The organism is Streptomyces sp. NPDC050121, assembly GCF_044460385.1.
Taxonomy (GTDB): Bacteria; Actinomycetota; Actinomycetes; order Streptomycetales; family Streptomycetaceae; genus Streptomyces; species Streptomyces soliscabiei.
Window position 1 is genome coordinate 179,335 of record NZ_JBITJV010000011.1, and the last position, 19,339, is coordinate 198,673.

Annotated in this window: 15 protein-coding genes; 2 read left to right on the forward strand and 13 right to left on the reverse strand. The window is 73.7% G+C overall.

All coding sequences use genetic code 11. From position 1 onward, the window contains the following. Window positions 1–100: 100 nt before the first annotated feature. Window positions 101–1,078: an SCO1860 family LAETG-anchored protein gene (locus ACIBTS_RS19145; protein ID WP_399320709.1), complete on the forward strand. Its 978-nt coding sequence runs from the start codon at window positions 101–103 to the stop codon at window positions 1,076–1,078. A 55-nt stretch (window positions 1,079–1,133) separates the two neighbouring features. Here ACIBTS_RS19145 and cobC read toward each other — a convergent pair whose 3' ends face one another. Genes cobC through cobM form a run of 6 tightly spaced genes read right to left on the reverse strand, consistent with a single transcriptional unit; the run spans window position 1,134 to window position 7,607 of the window. Further along, window positions 1,134–2,201 carry an Rv2231c family pyridoxal phosphate-dependent protein CobC gene (gene cobC / locus ACIBTS_RS19150; protein ID WP_399320711.1) on the reverse strand — a complete coding sequence of 356 codons (1,068 nt, stop codon included), beginning with the start codon at window positions 2,199–2,201 and terminating at the stop codon, window positions 1,134–1,136. Further along, on the reverse strand, window positions 2,191–3,129 hold the full coding sequence (locus ACIBTS_RS19155) for a sirohydrochlorin chelatase (protein WP_399320713.1): 939 nt from the start codon (window positions 3,127–3,129) through the stop codon (window positions 2,191–2,193). The genes cobC and ACIBTS_RS19155 overlap by 11 nt, the downstream gene beginning before the upstream one ends. Then, window positions 3,126–3,785: a precorrin-8X methylmutase gene (locus tag ACIBTS_RS19160; protein ID WP_399320715.1), complete on the reverse strand. Its 660-nt coding sequence runs from the start codon at window positions 3,783–3,785 to the stop codon at window positions 3,126–3,128. Before ACIBTS_RS19160 ends, ACIBTS_RS19155 begins: the two co-directional genes overlap by 4 nt. Continuing rightward, window positions 3,782–5,515, reverse strand: a complete 1,734-nt coding sequence (gene cobJ / locus ACIBTS_RS19165; protein ID WP_399320716.1) for a precorrin-3B C(17)-methyltransferase — start codon at window positions 5,513–5,515, stop codon at window positions 3,782–3,784. The genes ACIBTS_RS19160 and cobJ overlap by 4 nt, the downstream gene beginning before the upstream one ends. Then, window positions 5,512–6,774, reverse strand: a complete 1,263-nt coding sequence (gene cbiE, locus ACIBTS_RS19170) for a precorrin-6y C5,15-methyltransferase (decarboxylating) subunit CbiE (RefSeq protein ID WP_399320809.1) — start codon at window positions 6,772–6,774, stop codon at window positions 5,512–5,514. The genes cobJ and cbiE overlap by 4 nt, the downstream gene beginning before the upstream one ends. A 14-nt stretch (window positions 6,775–6,788) precedes the next feature. After that, a complete protein-coding gene (cobM, locus tag ACIBTS_RS19175; protein ID WP_319674105.1) occupies window positions 6,789–7,607 on the reverse strand; it encodes a precorrin-4 C(11)-methyltransferase in 819 nt (272 codons plus the stop codon). A gap of 100 nt (window positions 7,608–7,707) precedes the next feature. Here cobM and ACIBTS_RS19180 point away from each other — a divergent pair, with 100 nt between their 5' ends. Continuing rightward, window positions 7,708–8,436 carry a ZIP family metal transporter gene (locus tag ACIBTS_RS19180; protein ID WP_319674106.1) on the forward strand — a complete coding sequence of 243 codons (729 nt, stop codon included), beginning with the start codon at window positions 7,708–7,710 and terminating at the stop codon, window positions 8,434–8,436. Between the two features lie 23 nt (window positions 8,437–8,459). Here ACIBTS_RS19180 and cobI read toward each other — a convergent pair whose 3' ends face one another. From cobI to ACIBTS_RS19215, 7 genes are read right to left on the reverse strand one after another with little or no spacing between them, the layout of a single operon-like run. Beyond that, window positions 8,460–9,191, reverse strand: coding sequence for a precorrin-2 C(20)-methyltransferase (gene cobI / locus ACIBTS_RS19185; protein WP_319674107.1), 732 nt, complete (start codon window positions 9,189–9,191; stop codon window positions 8,460–8,462). Continuing rightward, window positions 9,188–10,567: a cobyrinate a,c-diamide synthase gene (locus ACIBTS_RS19190; protein ID WP_399320719.1), complete on the reverse strand. Its 1,380-nt coding sequence runs from the start codon at window positions 10,565–10,567 to the stop codon at window positions 9,188–9,190. Before ACIBTS_RS19190 ends, cobI begins: the two co-directional genes overlap by 4 nt. Continuing rightward, window positions 10,561–11,169 (reverse strand): cob(I)yrinic acid a,c-diamide adenosyltransferase, encoded by a 609-nt coding sequence (gene cobO / locus ACIBTS_RS19195; protein WP_079663152.1) that lies wholly within the window; start codon window positions 11,167–11,169, stop codon window positions 10,561–10,563. The genes ACIBTS_RS19190 and cobO overlap by 7 nt, the downstream gene beginning before the upstream one ends. After that, window positions 11,169–13,163 (reverse strand): putative cobaltochelatase, encoded by a 1,995-nt coding sequence (locus ACIBTS_RS19200; protein ID WP_399320720.1) that lies wholly within the window; start codon window positions 13,161–13,163, stop codon window positions 11,169–11,171. Before ACIBTS_RS19200 ends, cobO begins: the two co-directional genes overlap by 1 nt. Continuing rightward, window positions 13,160–16,816 (reverse strand): cobaltochelatase subunit CobN, encoded by a 3,657-nt coding sequence (gene cobN, locus ACIBTS_RS19205; RefSeq protein ID WP_399320722.1) that lies wholly within the window; start codon window positions 16,814–16,816, stop codon window positions 13,160–13,162. The genes ACIBTS_RS19200 and cobN overlap by 4 nt, the downstream gene beginning before the upstream one ends. Beyond that, the gene (locus ACIBTS_RS19210; protein ID WP_399320724.1) at window positions 16,813–18,345 is read right to left on the reverse strand and encodes a cobyric acid synthase; all 1,533 of its coding nucleotides are present in this window, start codon (window positions 18,343–18,345) and stop codon (window positions 16,813–16,815) included. Before ACIBTS_RS19210 ends, cobN begins: the two co-directional genes overlap by 4 nt. Next, entirely contained in the window at window positions 18,342–19,295 is a 954-nt protein-coding gene (locus ACIBTS_RS19215) for a cobalamin biosynthesis protein (RefSeq protein ID WP_399320725.1), read from the reverse strand. The genes ACIBTS_RS19210 and ACIBTS_RS19215 overlap by 4 nt, the downstream gene beginning before the upstream one ends. Window positions 19,296–19,339: the final 44 nt, after the last annotated feature.

Here is a 19,339-nt window from a genome sequence, read left to right on the forward strand (position 1 = left end):
AAACTCACGTTGGAGTGAACTCGCGTCAGCCCGCTGACCGTTCACCCCTCGTACGTAATTCTTGCGGGGTCCCGAAGCGTCTCTTCTGGGGGTCCCACCCTTGAACGGCAACACCTTCCGCATGTCCGCACGCGCCCGTCGCGTCGCCACCGTCGTGGCGGCCACGGCCCTGGCCGCAGGTCCCGCGGCCCTGACCGGCGCGGGCCCCGCCCACGCGAGCGGCGACCAGGGCCGGGCGAGCGCGACCGTCCTGCGCACCGGCCTCGACGTGGCCCTGCTCGACAAGACCGTCGACGTCCCCCTCGCCGTCTCCCTCAACGAGGTGCGGGCCCCGCAGAGCGCCGAGAAGACCGCGCTCACCGCCGAGTTGAACGGCGTCGACGGCGGAAAGCCCTTCAGCGTCCTGCGCGCGGACGTCGCCGAGGCCAGGGCGACGGTCGACGGCGCGTCGGCCGAGGCCGCCACCCGCCTCGCGCACGCCAAGCTGCACATCCCCGGGCTCCCGCTGCTCTCCCTCATCGAGGTCGGCGCGGTCACCTCGAAGGCGACCTGCGAGGCCGGCAAGTCCCCGGTCGCCGCCGCCAACCTGCTCGGCTCGGTGACGGTCCTGGGCAAGAAGGCGTCGGTGAGCACGGGCGGCACGACGGACGTGAAGGTGCCGGGTGTGGGCGAGGTCCGCCTGGACCTGTCCAAGCGCGAGACGACGACCCGCACGGCAGCCGCCACCGCCCTCGAACTCACCGTCTCCATCAACCCGTCGAACCTCAACGTCGCCCACGTCACCGGCACTGTGACCCTCGCCGAGGCCACCTGCGAGACACCCGCCGCACCGCGACAGGAAGAGGGGCAGGAGCAGGGACAGGGGCAGCAAGCGGGACAGGGGCAGGAGCAGGGGCAGGACCAGTCCGCCGAGTCGGGCGGCGCCCCGGCCGGTGACGTGAAGGCGCAGGGCGCGCCCGCACAGGCGGACCTTGCGCAGACCGGGGGCAGTTCGACGACCCCGTACCTCGCGGGCGGCGCCGTGGCGCTGCTGCTCGCCGGCGGGGGAGCGGTGGCGCTGGCCCGCCGCCGCGGCTGACCGGAAAGGCGCGGGGTACGGACACGGACGTCCCCCAGGTGTCCGCGCCCCGCCCTCACTCCCGGGTCAGGGCCAGCGCCTGGTCCAGTGCCTGGAGGAAACGGTTCACCGTCGCCCGGTCCCGTACCGCAAGACGCAGCCACTCCGCGTCCAGCCCCGGGAAGGTGTCCCCGCGCCGGACCGCGAACCCCAGGGTGCGCAGCCGCCCGCGGACGGCGGCGGCCCGGGGCAGTCGTACGAGGACGAAGGGACCGTCGGCGGGCCCCACGACGCTCACCCCGTCGGCGGCGAACTCCTCCAGTCCGGCCACGAGATGGGTGCGGTCCGCGGCGATGCGATGGGCGGCGTGCGCGGCCTCCGCGAGTGCCTGGGCGCCCATGCACGCCTGCGCCGCAGCCAGCGCCGGCGTGGACACCGGCCACAGCGGCTGCGCCCGTTCCAGGTCGGCGATCGTCTCGGGGGCGGCGAGGACGTAGCCGATCCGGAGTCCGGCCAGCCCCCACGTCTTCGTCAGGCTGCGCAGCACCACCAGGCCGGGCACGTCCGTTCGCCCGGCGAGCGCCTCCCGCTCGCCGGGCACCGCGTCCATGAACGCCTCGTCGACCACCAGCGTCCGTCCGGGCCGCGCCAGCCCGGCAAGCGTCTTTGCCGGGTGCAGCACCGACGTCGGGTTCGTCGGATTGCCGATCACCACCAGGTCGGCGTCCTCGGGAACGGCCGCCGGATCCAGCCGGAAGCCGTCCCGCTCGCGCAGCACCACCCGGTGCACGCCGTGCCCGGCGTCCCGCAGCGCCGCCTCCGGCTCCGTGAACTGCGGGTGCACGACGGCGGCGTGACGGACCTTCAGGGCCCGCGCGAGGAGGACGAACGCCTCCGCCGCGCCCGCCGTCAGCAGCACCCGCTCCACCGGCAGCCCGTGCCGGGCCGCGACCGCCGCCCGCGCGGCCCGGCCGTCCGGGTAGGCCGCGAGGCCCGTCAGGGATGCGGCGATGCGCTCCCGCAGCCAGCGCGGCGGCGTGTCCGCGCGGACGTTCACGGCGAGGTCGACGAGCGCCGAGCCGTCGTCGCGAACCTCCGCGTCCCCGTGGTGGCGCAGATCGTGCCCGTGCCCGTCAGTGTGCATGGGAGTGCGTGTGCCCTCCGTGATGAGGGCGCCCGTGCCCGTCGTGGTGGTGGTCGTCGTCGTCCGGGTGGAAGTGCGGCTGCTGCGGCAGCCCCACCTTGTCCTCGAATCCCGGCAGCGCGATCCGGTACACGCACGAGTCGCAGTTCATCCGCAGATCGCCCTTGACGGCCTCCTCGTACCGCTCCATCACCAGGTCGAGCAGCTCCGGCTCGGGACCGATGACGTCCGCCGCGCGCACGTCGACCTCGGGGTGCGCGGCCGCCCAGCCCTCGCTCTGGTGCCGCACCCGGTCCGGCAGGATCCCGGTGAACAGGAAGTACGGCAGGACGACGATCCGCTTGGCGCCGAGCTTCACGCACCGGTCGAGGCCGCTGGGCACGTCCGGCGCGGCCAGCGACACGAACGCCGTCTCCACGCCCGCGTACCCGCGGCCCTCCCACAGCAGCCGGGCCGCCTTGTACACCTCGGCGTTGGCGTCCGGGTCCGTCGAGCCGCGGCCGACCAGCAGGACGGTGACATCGGCCAGGTCCTCGGGGGTACGCCCCGTGGTGCCGAGGGCCTCGTTCAGTCGCCGCTCCAGCACGTTCAGCAGCGCCGGGTGCGGGCCCAGCGGACGGCCGTACGTGTAGGAGATCCCCGGGTGGCGTTCCTTCTCGCGGGACAGGGCCGCCGGGATGTCGCCCTTGGCGTGCCCGGCGGACACCAGCATCAGCGGCACGGCGGCGAACCGGCGTACGCCGCGCTCCACCAGTTCCGTGACCGCGTCGCCCAGCGGCGGCGGGGACAGCTCGATGAAGCCGCCCGCGACGGGCAGTTCGGGGTGGCGGCGCCCCAACTCCCGTACGAAGTCACGGAACGCCTCGGCCCCGGCATCGTCCCGGGTGCCATGGCCGGCGATGAGCAGGGCGGGTGGCACGGTGGTCACGATGTCTCCTCGGACTGCGGAACGGACGGTGAAACGTGGTGTGCAAGGGGCTGTGAAACAGATTGTGGAAGCTGTTGTGAAGCAGGGTGGTACAGCAGGGCGTTGAGCGCGGCCGAGGCGACCGCCGACCCGCCCTTCTCGGACACGTTGCTGACCGCGGGCAGCCCGCTCTCGCGGAGCGCGGCCTTGGACTCGACCGCGCCGACGAAGCCCACGGGCAGGCCGATGACGAGCACCGGGTCGGCGTCCAGGGTCAGCAGCTCCTCCAGCGCGGTCGGCGCGTTGCCGATCACCCAGAGGGCGCCCGGCCCGACCTGCTCGTACGCGAGCCGTATCGCATGCGCCGAACGGGTCAGCCCCGGCCCGGACTCGGCGTCCCCGAGCCGGCAGACGGTGTCGCGGCGGGTGATCCCGGCCGCGACCATCGCCACGTCCACGACGACGGGCGCCCCGGCGTGCAGCGCCGCGTGCGCCGTCGCCAACTCGCCCTCGTCCATGACGAGATCGCTCGCGTAGTCGAGATCGGCGGCGGAGTGGATGACCCGCTCCACCACCGCCCGCGTCAGCGGCGGGAAGTGCGAGGTGTCCAGGCGGGCGCGCAGTCGCCGGTAGGACTCCTGCTCGATGGGGTGGACCACACGGGCCGCGGGATTCACCGCGCCACCCCCTGCTCCTGCTCCTGCTGCTCCTGTGCGTTCCGCGGGCTCTCCTGCCAGCGGTAGCCGCGCGGCGTCACCATGCGCCCCGCGATGTCCCGGGTCGCCGTGTTGCCGACGGTCACGACCGTCATCATGTCGACCCACGCCGGGTCGAGCTCCGCGAGCGTGGTCAGCCGGCTGCTGCCGTCCGGCCGCGAGGCGTTGCGGACGACGCCCACCGGCGTCGTCGGCTCCCGGTGCTCGGCGAGGATCGACAGCGCCTTGGGCAGCTGCCAGTCGCGGCCCCGGGAACGCGGGTTGTAGAACGTGACGACGAGGTCCGCCTCGGCCGCCGCCCGTACCCGCCGCTCGATGACCTCCCACGGCGTGTGCAGGTCGGACAGGCTGATCGACACATGGTCGTGGCCGAGCGGCGCACCGAGGATCGCTCCGGCCGCGAGCGCGGCGGTCACACCGGGCACCCCGACCACGTCGATGTCGTCGGACGCCTCGGCGAGCGCGGGGGAGGCCATGGCGTACACGCCCGCGTCCCCGCTGCCGATCAGCGCGACCGCCTGCCCGCGCCGGGCCTCGGCGACTGCCGTGCGGGCCCGCTCCTCCTCGGCCCCGAGCCCCGACGCGAGGATCCGGGTGCCGGGCCGCAGCAGGTCGCGGATCTGGTCGACGTACTGGTCGAGCCCCACGAGCACCGAGGCCCGCCGCAGCTCATCCTTCGCGCGCGGGGTGAGCAGGTCCCGCGCACCGGGCCCGAGCCCCACGACCGCGAGCCGCCCGCGTCCCGGCCGCCGTGCGACGGCGCAGGTCGCCATCGCGGGCTGCCCGTCCGGGCGCTCCGACTTCCGCTTGGGCACGAGGAGTTCACCCCCGTCGGCCAGTGCGGCCGCCTCCGCGACGGAGGGCGTGCCGACGGCGACGAGCGGCGCGTCGGAGGGGTTCGGGACCTCGATGGCGGCCAACTCCTCGGCGGAGTACGTCACCACGGGCACCCCGAGCCGCGCGGCGGCCTCGACGATGCCGGGTTCCTCGCGCTTGGCGTCCACCGTGGCGAGCGCGGCGACGCTACGCGGGGACAGCCCGGCGTCCCGCAACGCGCCCTCGACCAGAGCGAGCACCTCCTCGACCGGGGCGCCCTTGGAGGCGCCGACGCCGACGACGAGGGACGGCGGCCGCAACAGCACCTCGCCGTCGGCGGGTTCGAGCGCACGGTCCGTCAGCCGGACGGTGTGCGTGCCCCGCTCGGCGAACGGCAGCGGCGGCAGCGGCCACGCCACCTCGGCGTCCAGCGCGACCGGCTCCCCGTCGAGCAGGGCCCGTGTCACGCCGGCCACATCGCCCTCCACGGGCAGGCCGAGGGTGTCCAGGCCGGGAATGCCGACGGCGTCCGTGGCCGTGGTCACCACCGGCTCGGCACCCAGCAACTCGCCGACTTCGCGGGCGAGCTCGTTGGCGCCGCCGCCGTGCCCGCCGACCAGCGACACGGCGAACCGCCCGGCCTCGTCGACGCACACCACACCCGGGTCGGAGGCCTTGTCGCCGAGCAGCGGCGCGACGAGCCGGACGACGGCTCCCGTCGCCAGGAAGCACACGAGCTGCTCGCACTCCGCGAACGCCCGCCGTACGGCGTCCCCGACGGGTCCGTCGTAGGCGCGCGTGCGCTCCGGCCACGCCGCGGCCAGCCGGTCGCGTGCCGCCGCCCCCGCCGCGGTGGCGGAAATGAGGCCGATCACAGAGCAACTCCTTTTCGGTCAAGGGGGTTTGAGCCGACGGGGGTTCGGGTCCCCCACAGCAGGAAGACGGGGTTGGTCGCCGCGAGCCGGGTCACATCCCCCGGCAGCGGTGCCAGCCGCGACGACTGCAACAGCACGCCGTCGCAGCCGAACCCGGCGTCCGTCAGCGCGCTCCGCACCGCAGGCACCCGGTCCAGGGCGGCCATCGCGACGACCACGGTCCGCCGGGCCCGCCGCGCGCACACGCCGACGATCTCCGGCAGCTCGCGCCCGCCGCCCCCGACGAAGACCGCGTCCGGGTCGTCGAGGCCGGCCAGTGCCTCCGGCGCAGTCCCGTGCACCGCGTGCACGTCGACGCCGTGCGCCCGCGCGTTGGCGCGGATCCGTCCGACGCCGTCGGCGGTCTTCTCCACGGCGGAGACGGCGGCGCCCAGCCGCGCGCACTCCACGGCCACCGAACCGGAGCCGGAACCGATGTCCCACACCAGGTCGCCCAGGCGCGGCCCCAGCCGGGCGAGGGCCAGCGCCCGCACCTCGAACTTGGTGATCATCGAGTCCCGGTGGGCGAACGCAGCCTCGTCCAGGGCCCATCCGGCGGGCGGAACCTCCGGCCCCGCGACCGTCCGCGCCCCGGCCCGCAGCCGAGTCTCGTCCAGGCTCAGGACGACGCTCACGTCCGTGCCCCAGTCCCGGGCGGCCGCGTCGCCCGGCGTGACCCGCTCCACGCGCTCGCGCTCCGGATCGCCCAGCGCGGTGGCCACCACCAGGGTGCGCGCGCAGTGCCGCAGCGCTGCCCCGAGTTCGGCGGGTCCGGCGCCCGGCCCGGTGAGCACGGCGACCTTCGGACGGGCCCGGCAGACGTTGACGGCGGTCCGCGGATCCCGCCCGTGGGCGCTGACGACGACGGCGTCGTCCCAGGTCAGCCCGAGGCGGGCGAAGGCTGCGGCGACCGAGGACACCCCGGGCCGCACGTCCAGCCGGTCCGGCCCGAACCGCTCGGCCAGCGCCCGCACGATCCCGAAGAACCCGGGATCGCCGGAGGCCAGCACGACCACCCGCCGGTCCTTGCCGACGTACTCCTCGATGGCGTCCAGGGCCGGCGCGAGCGGTCCGAGGACGATCCGGTCGGCGGTCGCGGGCAGCGGCACGGCGTCGAGGTGCCGCCGCCCGCCGACGACGAGCTCGGCGCCGGACACCACGTCGGAGGCAACCGGCGCACCCGTCCCCTGGCCCGTCCCGGTACCGACCACCGTGATCAGGCGACTCGAGGGACTCATGTACGGGCACCCCGCTCGCGCAGGGCCCGGCGGGCCTCCGGGTCGGCCTTGCGGTGACCGTGGAAGTGACCCGGGTGGTACAGATGCGAGCGGGTGCCGTGCGCGTCGAGGGCCGGGCCGACCAGGAACAGGGTGTGCTTCCAGAGCTTGTGCTCCTTGACCGTCTCCTCCAGCGTCTCGATCGTGCACTTCACGACCAGCTCCTCCGGCCAGGTCGCCTGGTGGGCGATGACGACCGGGGTGCCCGCCGGATAACCGCCCTCCAGCAGCTCCCGCACCAGCTGCCCGCTGCGGGCCGCCGACAGGAAGATCGCCATCGTCGTGCCGTGCTTGGCGAACTCGCGCACCTCCTCGCCGGGCGGCATCGGCGTCTTGCCGCCGCCGAGCCGGGTCAGCACCACGGACTGCGCGACCTCGGGGATCGTCAGCTCGCGCCGGGCGAGCGCGGCGACGGCGGAGAAGGAGGAGACGCCGGGCACGATCTCGGTGTCGATGCCGATTTCGTCGCACCGGTCGAGCTGCTCCTGCGTACCGCCCCACAGGGCGGGATCGCCGGAGTGGATACGGGCCACGCGCAGACCCTCGGCTCGGGCCCGCTCGTACACGGCGACCACGTCCTCCAGGGACATCGTCGCCGAGTCGAGGATCTCCGCACCCTCGCGCGCGTGCTCGAGAACCTCCGCCTGGACCAGGCTCGCGGCCCAGATCACGACGTCGGCCTCGGCGATGGCGCGTGCGGCACGAAACGTCAGCAGATCGGCGGCGCCGGGGCCGGCACCGACGAAGGTCACCTTGCCGGTGGGGGCATCGGCCATGGGTTCGATTCCTCTCAAAGCGGGTCGTAACGGGGCGTGACGGAGGTCAGGGAAGTGGCCGGATGTGCGCGGCCGGGGGTTGATCGGATACGAAGGGCCTATGGCGGTCTTCGTCGCGCTCGGCGCGTTCCTCATGACGCTGGCCGGCGGCTGGACGGCGCAACGCGTGACCGACCGCCGTCACCTGGTGCTGGGCCTGGCCGGCGGCCTGATGCTGGGCGTGGTCGGCCTGGACCTGCTGCCGGAGGCCCTTCAGGCGGCGGGCACGGAGGTCTTCGGCGTCCCCGCCGCACTCCTGCTGTTCGTGGCGGGCTTCCTGCTGGCCCATCTGGTGGAACGCCTGCTCGCGGTCCGCCAGGCCGCACACGGCGCCGAGGAGCACAACGGCAGAGCCCCCGAGGTCGGTCTGACGGCGGCCTCGGCGATGGTCGGCCACAGCGCCATGGACGGCGTGGCGATCGGCGCGGCCTTCCAGGTCGGCGGCGGCATGGGCGTCGCCGTGGCGCTGGCGGTGATCGCCCACGACTTCGCCGACGGCTTCAACACGTACACGATCACCAGCCTGTACGGGAACGCCCGCCGCAGGGCCCTGTTCATGCTGTTCGCGGACGCGGCCGCACCAATGGTGGGCGCGGCCTCGACGTCCTTCGTCACCATCCCGGAGCAACTGCTCGGCGGCTATCTCGGCTTCTTCGGCGGCGCGCTGCTCTACCTGGCGGCCGCCGAGATCCTGCCCGAGGCCCACCACGAACACCCCGCCCGCTCGACCGTGCTGTGCACGATCGCCGGCGCGGCCTTCATCTGGCTGGTGGTGGGCCTCGCGAGCTGACCCGGGGCCCGTCCCGGCGGGTCTCACAGCTTGCCGCCCCGGCCGTTCTCGCGTCGCGCGGGAGCGATGAGCGTCGACAGGTAGGGCAGCGGCTCGCCGTCCAGCTCGGCGGCGGGCCGGATGGACTCCTCCGCCAGCCCGAGCGCCGACCCCCACACGGCGTCCCCGATCCGCCCGGTCTCCCTGAGCGCCTCGGCGACCTCGGCGGCCTGCCGCCCGAACTTGTACGCGACGACCGTCCCGGGCCCGGCGAGCGCGTCCTTCAGCACGGCGGAACCGGCGGTCACCGGCACCAGGGTCAGGGGTTCGGTGCCCTCGGTCAGCACCGCCCCCGACCGGGCGGCGAGATCCTGCATCGCGGTGATGCCCGGCACGGTCTCGACCCGGGTCCCCGGCACCAGCTCCGCGACGGTCTGCGCGAGGTAGGTGAAGGTGGAGTACACGTTGGGATCGCCGATGGTCGCGAAGGCGACCCCGCCGTGCTCCCGCAGCAGCGCGGCGACCCGCTCCCCGGCGGCGTCCCAGGCGGCCTCCCGCCGCGCCCGGTCGGTCCGCTCGTTCAACGCGAACACGACCCGTACGACCTTGTCCTCGGGCACGTAGTGCAGCACGGTGGCTTCGGCCCGCCCCCGCTCACCGCTGTCCATCACGGGCACGACGACGACCTCGGCGGCCCGGAGCGCGTTGACGCCCTTGACGGTCACCAGCTCCGGATCCCCGGGACCCACCCCGACTCCGACCAGCTTGCTGCTCATGACGTCCGGCACCTCTCCACGAACCGACGGGCCACACCGGGCTCGGACGCCCAGTGCGTGTGCAGATAACTCGCGTGCACACCTTGTTGTACGAAGCCTTCGACGCGCCGCTCGGGGGTCCGCACACCCCACGCGGGGACCGCCCCCGACCCCGGCTCCACGACCGTGCGATGGAACTCGTGCCCCCGCATTCGCGTCCCGGCCGGCGCCAGCACACTGTCGCTCACCGCGACGGCGTCCCGGTAGCCGAGGGTGAGCCGGTCGGACATCCGGGCGGTGGCGTCGAGCACGCCGCACATGGGCTGCCCGTCCAGCTCCCGGCACAGGTACAGCAGCCCGGCGCACTCGGCGGCGACCGGCGCACCTCGCTCCGCGAGGGCGGCGACCTCCTTGCGCAGCCGCTCGTTGGCGGACAGCTCGGCGGCGTACACCTCGGGGAAACCGCCCCCGATGACCAGCCCGGCGGTCCCCTCCGGGAGGGACTCGTCCCGCAACGGGTCGAAGGCGACCACGTCGGCCCCGGCGGCGGCGAGCAGTTCGGTGTGCTCGGCGTAGGAGAAGGTGAACGCGGACCCACCGGCAACGGCGACCACGGGCGTGAGCTTCTTGCCCGACCGAGTCGGGTGATCGTGGGTGGGCGAGACGGGGGTCCAGGGGGCGGAGTCCCCTGGGACGGCGCCGGCAGTACGGGCCAGCGCTTCCAGAGCGGCGAGGTCACATCCGCCGGAGACCTGCTCCGCCATCGCCCTGACGGAGTCGACCGCCGCGGCCTGCCGTTCGGCGACGGGAACCAGCCCGAGATGCCGGGAAGGCGTGTCCACCTGCGGCGTCCGCCGCAGGACGCCCAGCACGGGCACCCCGGCCGACTCCAGCGCCTCCCGCAACAACTCCTCGTGCCGATCCGAGGCGACCTTGTTGAGGATCACGCCCCCGACCCGCACCTGCGGATCCCAGGAAGCGAACCCGTGCACCAACGCCGCCACCGACCGTGACTGCGACGAGGCGTCCACCACCAGCACCACCGGCGCCCGCAGCAACTTCGCCACCTGCGCGGTGGACGCCAGTTCGCCCTCCCCCGCGGCCCCGTCGTACATCCCCATCACGCCCTCGACGATCGCCAGATCGCAGCCGCGCGCACCGTGCGCGAACAGCGGCCCGACCAACTCCGGCCCGCACAGATACGCGTCGAGGTTGCGCCCCACCCGCCCGGTGGCGAGCGAGTGGTACCCGGGGTCGATGTAGTCCGGCCCGACCTTGTGCGCGGACACGGCGAGCCCCCGCGCGGCGAACGCGGCCATCAGCCCCGTGGCAACGGTGGTCTTGCCGCTGCCCGAGGAGGGCGCGGCGATGACCAACCGGGGTACGGCACTCACCACTCGATGCCCTTCTGCCCCTTCTGCCCCGCGTCCATCGGGTGCTTGACCTTGGACATGTCGGTGACGAGATCGGCGAAGCCGACCAGCTTCTCGGGCGCGTTCCGCCCGGTGATCACGACATGCTGGGTGCCGGGACGGTCGCGCAGCACCTCGATCACCTCATCGGTGTCGACCCACCCCCAGTGCATGGGGTACGCGAACTCGTCGAGCACGTACAGCCGGTACGTCTCGGCGGCGAGGTCCCGCTTGACCTGCTCCCAGCCCTCGCGCGCCTTCTCCTCGTTGCTGAGGTTGTCCCCCTGAAGATCCCGCTGGACCCAGGACCATCCCTCGCCCATCTTGTGCCAGTCGACGGTCCCGCCCTCACCGCTGGCCCCCAGCACCCGCAGTGCGTTCTCCTCGCCGACCTTCCACTTCGCGGACTTGACGAACTGGAACACCCCGATCGGCCACCCCTGGTTCCAGGCGCGCAGCGCGAGCCCGAACGCGGCGGTCGACTTCCCCTTCCCGATCCCCGTGTGCACGACGACCAACGGCCGGTTCCGCCGCTGACGAGTCGTCAGACCGTCGTCCGGCACCACACTCGGCTGTCCCTGCGGCATTACGCGGCCCTCCTCTGTACGTCCTTCACCAGCCCAGCAATGCTGTCCGCCCGTAGCTCGTCCAATGTCACCGCCGTACCGCCGAGTTCACCCGCGAGCTGCCCGGCCAGCCCCAGCCGCACCGGCCCCAGCTCGCAGTCCACGACCACGGAGGCGACGCCCTCGGCCGCGAACAACCGAGCCGCCCGTCCGGCCAGCGCCACGGGCTCGGGCCCACCGGTGGCCCGTCCGTCCGTCACCACGACGACCAGGGCGCGCCGCGCCGGATCCCGCAGCCGCTCCACCCGCAGCACGTCGTGCGCCTTGAGCAGCCCGGCGGCGAGCGGAGTCCGCCCACCGGTGGGCAGCGACTCCAGCCGGACGGCAGCCGCATCCACGGACGACGTCGGCGGCAACGCCACCTCGGCCGCCGCCCCCCGGAACGTCACGAGCCCCACCTTGTCCCGCCGCTGGTAGGCGTCCAGCAGCAGCGACAGCACGGCGCCCTTCACCGCACTCATCCGCTGCCGGGCGGCCATGGACCCCGAGGCGTCGACCACGAACAGCACGAGGTTGCCCTCACGCCCCTCCCGGGTCGCCTGCCGCAGATCGTCACGCCGCACCACGAGCCCCCGCCCGGAGCGCCCCCGCGCCCGCTGATGCGGCGCGGCGGCCTGCACGGTCGCCGCCAGGTGCAGCTTGGTCAGGGCCCCTTGAGGCCGCCGCGCACCCGTCGTCCGTCCGTGCTCGGTCCGTGCCCGCGAACGCCGTCCAGCGGCGCCCTCGCCGATCCCGGGCACGCTCAGCACCTTCGTACGGAACGGCTCGGCGGCCCGTGCGGGGGACTGCTCCCCGGCGCCGGAGGCCTGCGGCTCCCCGTCCTCGCCGGCCTCGGGCCGCGCACCGGAGCCACCGTCGGCCTGCGGCCCCTCGGACGGCGGCTGCCCGCCGCCCCCGCCGGGCCCGTCCGGATCGGGATCCTCGTCGCCCTCGTTCTCGTTCTCTCCGGAGAACTCCTCCAGCGTCTCGTCGAGCTTGTCCTCGTCGAGTCCGGGCGCGTCAAAGGGATTACGGCGCCGGCGGTGCGGCAGCGCGAGCAGCGCCGCCTGGCGTACGTCCTCCGCGAGCACGTCCGTCCGCCCCGCCCAGGCGGCCAGCGCCGTGGCGGTGCGCGCCATGACGATGTCGGCCCGCATGCCGTCCACCTCGAAGGCCGCGCAGGTGGCCGCGATCTGCCGCAGCGCCCCGTCGCCCAGCCGCACCGACGGCAACAGCGCACGCGCCGCCACGATCCGGCCGCGTACGGCGGACTCCTCGTCCGCCCACCGCGCGGCGAACCCCTGCGGATCGTCGTCGTAGGCGAGCCGCCGCCGCACGACCTCCACCCGCTGGTCGGGCTCGCGCGAGGCGGCCACCTCCACCGTCAGCCCGAACCGGTCGAGCAACTGCGGCCGCAGTTCGCCCTCTTCGGGGTTCATCGTCCCGACGAGCAGGAACTTCGAGGCGTGCCGCACGGACACGCCCTCGCGCTCCACGTACGAGGCGCCCATCGCCGCCGCGTCCAGCAGCAGGTCGACGAGGTGGTCGTGGAGGAGGTTGACCTCGTCCACGTAGAGGATGCCGCGGTGCGCGTCGGCGAGGAGCCCCGGCTCGAAGGCCTTGACGCCCTCGGCGAGCGCCCGCTCGATGTCCAGCGCGCCGACGAGCCGGTCCTCGGAGGCGCCCACCGGCAGCTCGACCATCCGCGCGGGCCGGGTCGCGAACGCCCCCGGCTCGTGCGGCCCGTCCGGGCAGGCCGGGTCGGGGGAGCCGGGGTCGCAGGAGAACCGGCAGCCGGAGACGACGTCCAGCTCGGGCAGCAGCGCCGAAAGCGCCCGCACCGCGGTCGACTTGGCGGTGCCCTTCTCACCCCGGACCAGCACACCGCCCACCGCCGGCGACACGGCGTTCAGCAGCAGCGCGAGCCGCAGGTCGTCCTGGCCGACGACGGCCGTGAACGGGAAAGGAGTACTCACTTCTCGTCGCCCTCCAAGTCGCCTTCGAGCTCCAGATAGGTGGCGCGCAGCCGCTCGATCGTGTCGGCGTCCGGCTCGGCCCACAGCCCGCGGTCGGCGGCCTCCAGGAGCCGCTCGGTGATCCCGCGCAGCGCCCACGGGTTGGACTTCTTCATGAAGTCCCGGTTCTCCGCGTCGAAGACGTACTCCGCGCTGAGCTTCTCGTACATCCAGTCGTCGACGACGCCCGCCGTGGCGTCGTAGCCGAAGAGGTAGTCGACGGTCGCCGCCATCTCGAAGGCGCCCTTGTAGCCGTGCCGCCGCATGGCCGCCATCCAGCGAGGGTTGACCACCCGGGCGCGGAACACCCGGTGCGTCTCCTCGCCCAGCGTCCGCGTCCGCACCTGGTCCGGGACGGCCGAATCGCCCACGTACGCCTCGGGGTTGGCGCCGGTCAGGTGCCGCACCATGGCGACCATGCCGCCGTGGTACTGGAAGTAGTCGTCGGCGTCGACGAGGTCGTGCTCGCGGGTGTCGACGTTCTTCGCGGCGACGGCGATCCGCTTGAACGCCGTCTCCATGTCGCCGCGCGCCGCCCGCCCGTCGAGTCCCCGCCCGTAGGCGTAGCCGCCCCAGACGGCGTACACCTCGGCGAGGTCCGCGTCGGAGCGCCAGTTGCGGGCGTCGATCAGCGGCAGCAGCCCCGCCCCGTACGCCCCCGGCTTGGAGCCGAAGATCCGGGCGCTCGCCCGCCGCCGGTCGCCGTGCTCGGCGGCGTCCTCGTCGACGTGGGCGCGCACGAAGTTGGACTCGGCGGGCTCCGCCAGCTCCGCCACCGCCCGCACCGCGTCGTCGATCAGCCCGACCACGTGCGGGAACGCGTCCCGGAAGAACCCGGAGATGCGGACGGTCACGTCGATGCGCGGCCGGCCCAGCTCCTCCAGCGGGACCACCTCGAACCCGGTCACGCGGCGCGAGGCGTCGTCCCACACCGGACGGCAGCCCAGCAGCGCCAGGATCTCGGCGATGTCGTCGCCCTGGGTGCGCATCGCGGACGTGCCCCAGACCGTCAGGCCGACGGACTTCGGGTATTCACCGGTGTCCTGGAGGTAGCGCTGCACGAGCGAGTCCGCCAGGGCCTGCCCGACCTCCCAACTCAACCGGGACGGAATGGCCTTGGGGTCGACCGAGTAGAAGTTGCGGCCGGTCGGCAGGACGTTGACCAGTCCGCGCGTCGGCGAACCGGACGGACCGGCGGGGACGTAACCGCCGTCGAGTGCCTTGAGGATGTGGCCGATCTCGTCGGTGGTCTTCTCCAGCCGGGGCACGACCTCGGTACACGCGAACTCCAACACCGCGACGGCGTCCGGGAGTTCGGTGCCCAGCACCGCACGCACCAGGGCGCGGCTCTCGGCGACCGCCCATCCGCGCTCCTCCATGCCCTCCGCGACCCGTCGGCACAGCTGCTCCAGCAGGTCGATGGCGTCGGCGGCCGAACGCGACGGACCCTCGACGAGGTCCGTCAGCTCGACCGGCGCCTTCACGGGTGCGCCCGGCTCGGCCAGCAACTCCTTCTCGCTGAGCCCGAAATGGGCCGCGAACGACGCCCTCAGCCCCGGCAGCGCGTTCGCCTGTCCGCCCCACACCTGCGAGGCGCGCAGCACGGCGAGCACGAGATTCACGCGCGCCTCGCCGACCGGCCCGCCGCCGAGGATGTGCAGACCGTCGCGGATCTGCACATCCTTGATCTCGCACAGATAGCCGTCGACGTGCATGACGAACTCGTCGAACGCGTCGTCGTCCGGCTGGTCGTCGACGTGCAGGTCGTGGTGCAGCTCGGCCGCCTTCACCAGCGTCCAGATCTGCGCGCGCACCGCCGGCGCCTTCGTCGGGTCCAGGTCGCAGACCAGCGCGTACTCGTCGAGGAGCTGCTCCAGCTTGGCCAGGTCGCCGTAGGTGTCGGCGCGCGCCATCGGCGGGACGAGATGGTCGACTACGGTCGCGTGTCCGCGCCGCTTGGCCTGCGTGCCCTCGCCGGGGTCGTTGACGATGAAGGGGTAGATCAGCGGCAGTTCGCCGAGGACGGCGTCCGGCGCGCACCCGCCGCTCAGCCCGAGCCCCTTGCCTGGCAGCCACTCCATCGTGCCGTGCTTGCCCATGTGCACGATCGCGTCCGCGCCGAAACTGTTCTCCAGCCACCGGTACGCGGCCATGTAGTGGTGCGACGGCGGCATGTCGGGGTCGTGGTAGATCGCGATCGGGTTCTCGCCGAAGCCGCGCGGCGGCTGGATCATCACGACGACGTTCCCGAACTGCAGGGAGGCGAGCACGATGTCGTCGCCGTCGACGTACAGCGAGCCCGGCGGCTCGCCCCACGCCTCCAGCATCCCGTCCCGCAGCTCCGGGTCGAGCTTGTCGAACCACGCCCGGTAGTCCGCGAGCGGCACGCGCGCGGGCGCGGCGGCCAGCTGCTCCTCGGTGAGCCACTCCACGTCATGGCCACCGGCGTTGATCAGCCGGTGGATCAGCTCGTCTCCGTTGTCCGGATGCCCCTCGACGACGTACCCGGCGTCCCGCAGCGCGTCGAGCACCTTCACCGCCGAAGCGGGCGTGTCCAGACCGACCGCGTTACCGACGCGCGAGTGCTTCGTCGGGTAGGCGGTGAAGACCAGCGCCAGCTTCTTCTCGGTGTTCGCCTTGTGCTTCAACCGGGCGTGCCGTACGGCGATTCCGGCGACGCGTGCGGCCCGCTCGGGGTCGGCGACGTACACCGGGACGTCGTCGGGGCCCTGCTCCTTGAAGGAGAAGGGGACGGTGATGATCCGCCCGTCGAACTCCGGGATGGCGACCTGCATCGCCGCGTCCATGGGGGACAGGGCGGCGTCGGACCCGTCCCACGTGCTCTTCGACGACGTCAGGCAAAGCCCTTGCAGGACCGGCACGTCGAGGTCGGCGAGCGCCCCGATGTCCCAGGCCTCCTCGTCCCCGCCCGCCGAGGCCTGCGAGGCGTGCGTGCCGCCGGCGGCGAGGACGGTGGCGACGAGCGTGTCGGTCCGCCCCAGGATCTCGTACAGCCCGGCGTCCGCCCCGCGCAGCGAACCGCAGTACACGGCAAGGGCGTTGGCGCCGCGGGCCTCGATCGCGTCGCACAGGGTGTCCACGAACGCGGTGTTGCCGCTCAGCTGGTGGGCCCGGTAGAAGAGCACGCCGACGGTCGGCCGCCCCTCGACGGACGCCCGCTCGCCGTGGACGCCGTACTCGGGCATCTTCTGCGGCTCCAGGAACCCCTCGCCGGTCAGCAGCACGGTGTCGGAGAGGAACCGGGCGAGTTCGGTGAGGTTGGCGGGCCCGCCCTCGACGAGGTACTTGAGGGCCTCGGCCACCACGCCGGCCGGCACCGACGACTCGGCCATCAGCTCGGCGTCCGGCACGGTCTCGCCGCCCAGCAGCACGGTCGGCACACCTGACGCCTTCAGCGCGGCGAGCCCGTCCTCCCAGGCCCGCTTCCCGCCGAGCAGCCGGACGACGGCGAGGTCGGCGCCGTCCAGCAGACCGGGCAGCTCCCGCGTCACATCCACGCGGGTCGGGTTGCCGATCCGGTAGTCGGCGCCGGAAGCGGATCGGGCCGCCAGCAGATCGGTGTCGGCGGTCGACAACAACAACACTGTGCTCATGCGGGCGCTCCCGGTGGAATGAATGGCAGTCCTTGCGGCGCGCCCGACTCGATGAGCCGCCAGAGCGCGTCGGTGTCCGCGTGCTGTTCGATCAGGTCGCCGAGCCGGTCGAGCTGCTCCTCGCGCAGCCCGGCGAACGAGGTGTCGGCGGCGGGCACGAAACGCCGGCCCGCGGCGGCCGCCACCTCGCGCAGGAACGCCCGCCGGAACCCGTCCGACTCCAGCGAGCCGTGCCAGTGCGTGCCCCAGGTCTGGCCGACCCGGCAGCCGTCGAGGCTGTGTCCTTCGCCATCGGAGATGAACGGCTCACCGCCCGTGACGTCGGCGACCCCGTGATGGATCTCGTACCCCTCGACCGGCTCGCCGAGGGCTTGACCGACGGGCCGGGTGAGGGTCTTCTCGCGGGCGAACCGCACCCGCACCGGCAGGACGCCGAGCCCGTCGACCTGCCCGCGCCGGCTCTCGACGTCGTCCTCGATGCGCTCGCCGAGGATCTGGAAGCCCCCGCAGATGCCGAGGACGGGCCGCTGCTCGGCGGCCCGCCGCCGCAGGGCGTCGGCGAGGCCGCGCTCGCGCAGCCACTGAAGGGCGCGCACGGTCCCCCGCGTCCCCGGGACGACGACCAGGTCGGCATCGGCCAGTTCCTCGGGCCGGTCCACGAACCGCACGACGACGCCCGGTTCGGCGGCCAGCGCGTCCACGTCCGTGAAGTTCGACATCAGCGGGATCGCGCAGACGGCGACCCGCAGCACATCCTGTCCGACGGGCGGGGCGGTGTTCGACTCCCGGATCGTCCCGCGCAGCGAGACCCGGAGCCCGTCCTCCTCGTCGATCCCGAGGCCGTGCCGGAACGGCAGCACGCCGTACGTCCGCCGCCCGGTGAGCCCGTGCAGCATGTCGAGGCCCGGCTCCAGCAGGGAGACGTCCCCGCGGAACTTGTTGACGAGAAACCCGGAAACGAGTTTCTGGTCCTCGGGGGAGAGCAGCGCGACGGTCCCGAAGAAGGAGGCGAAGACCCCGCCCCGGTCGATGTCGCCGACGACGAGGACCGGGAGCCCGGCGTTGCGGGCGATCCCCATGTTCACGATGTCGGTCCGCCGAAGATTGATCTCGGCAGGAGAGCCGGCCCCCTCACAGATCACCGCGTCATACGTGCCCCGCAACTCGGCGAGACAGTCGAGAACGGTTCCCAGGAGTTCCCGCTGCCGGCCCCCGTGGTACCCACGGGCACTGAGCTCGCCCACCGGCTTCCCCAGCAGCACCACCTGACTGCTCTGCTCGCCGCCGGGCTTGAGCAGCACGGGATTCATCAGGGCGGTCGGCTCGACCCGGCACGCCTGCGCCTGCATGGCCTGCGCCCGCCCGATCTCGGCGCCCTCGCGCGTCACGAACGAGTTGAGGGACATGTTCTGCGCCTTGAACGGCGCGACCTTGACGCCCTGCCGCACCAGCCACCGGCAGATCCCGGCCGTGACGACGCTCTTGCCGGCGTCGGAGGTGGTGCCCGCGACGAGGAGTCCCCCGCTCATGTCGTCCGCCCCTTCCCTGTCGTGACGATGGCGCGCGCGGCGACGGTGACGCCGAGCGCCAGCAGGCCGACGCGGCGCGAGAGCCGTGCGGCGCGTTCGATGTCGGGGGCGACGACGGGCCGCCCGGCCGCCCCGTTCAGCACCGGCCGGTGCTCGATCCGGCCGCCGTACGACAGCGTCCCGCCCAGCCGCACGCCGAGCGCGCCCGCGAAGGAGGCCTCGACGGGCCCGGCGTTGGGGCTGGGATGCCGGCCGGCGTCCGCCCGCCAGGCCCGCAGCGCGGCCCGCGGATCATCCCCCGCGACGGCGGCCAGTACGGCGGTCAGCCGCGCCCCCGGCCACCCGGCGAGGTCGTCGAGCCGCGCGGAGGCCCACCCGAACCGCCGATACCGGGCCGACCTGTGCCCGACCATGGCGTCGAGGGTGTTGACGGCCCGGAACCCGAGCAGCCCCGGCACCCCGCCGACGGCCCCCCACACGAGCGCCCCCACGACGGCGTCGGAGGTGTTCTCGGCGACGGACTCCACGACGGCCCGGGCTATCCCGTCCGCGTCCAGCGCCTGCGGATCCCGCCCGCACAGATGCGGCAGCCGTTCCCGGGCGGCCTCGACGTCCCCCGCTTCGAGGGCCCGCCCGATGGCGCGGGCCTCCCGGACGAGAGAGGTCCCGCCGACGACGGCCCAGGTGGCGGCGGCGGTGAGGCCGAGAGAAGCGGCCGAAGAGGGACGTACGGCCTTGCGGGCGACGGCTCCCAGGGTCACGACCCCACCGGCGCAGACGACGGTGTGGACGGCCCCCCAGCCGCGGTGGTCGCGCCAGAGCACCCGTTCCACGGCTGCGGCCGCCCGGCCGAACACGGCCACCGGATGCCCCCGGCGGGGATCGCCGAGGAGCAGGTCACCGAGGAGGCCGGCGGCGGCGCCGTACGCGTGAACGCGAGCGGCATGCACGGGCTCAGCCGGCCGTGGGGTCGGGCAGCGACCTGGTGCTGTGC

Coding starts and splice junctions, on each gene's coding strand:
- cobC (WP_399320711.1), bottom strand. CDS start 2,201: ATGCACACTGACGGGCACGGGCACGATCTGCGCCACCACGGGGACGCG.
- cobM (WP_319674105.1), bottom strand. CDS start 7,607: ATGGCCGATGCCCCCACCGGCAAGGTGACCTTCGTCGGTGCCGGCCCC.
- ACIBTS_RS19180 (WP_319674106.1), top strand. CDS start 7,708: ATGGCGGTCTTCGTCGCGCTCGGCGCGTTCCTCATGACGCTGGCCGGC.
- cobI (WP_319674107.1), bottom strand. CDS start 9,191: ATGAGCAGCAAGCTGGTCGGAGTCGGGGTGGGTCCCGGGGATCCGGAG.
- cobO (WP_079663152.1), bottom strand. CDS start 11,169: ATGCCGCAGGGACAGCCGAGTGTGGTGCCGGACGACGGTCTGACGACT.
- cobN (WP_399320722.1), bottom strand. CDS start 16,816: ATGAGCACAGTGTTGTTGTTGTCGACCGCCGACACCGATCTGCTGGCG.
- ACIBTS_RS19210 (WP_399320724.1), bottom strand. CDS start 18,345: ATGAGCGGGGGACTCCTCGTCGCGGGCACCACCTCCGACGCCGGCAAG.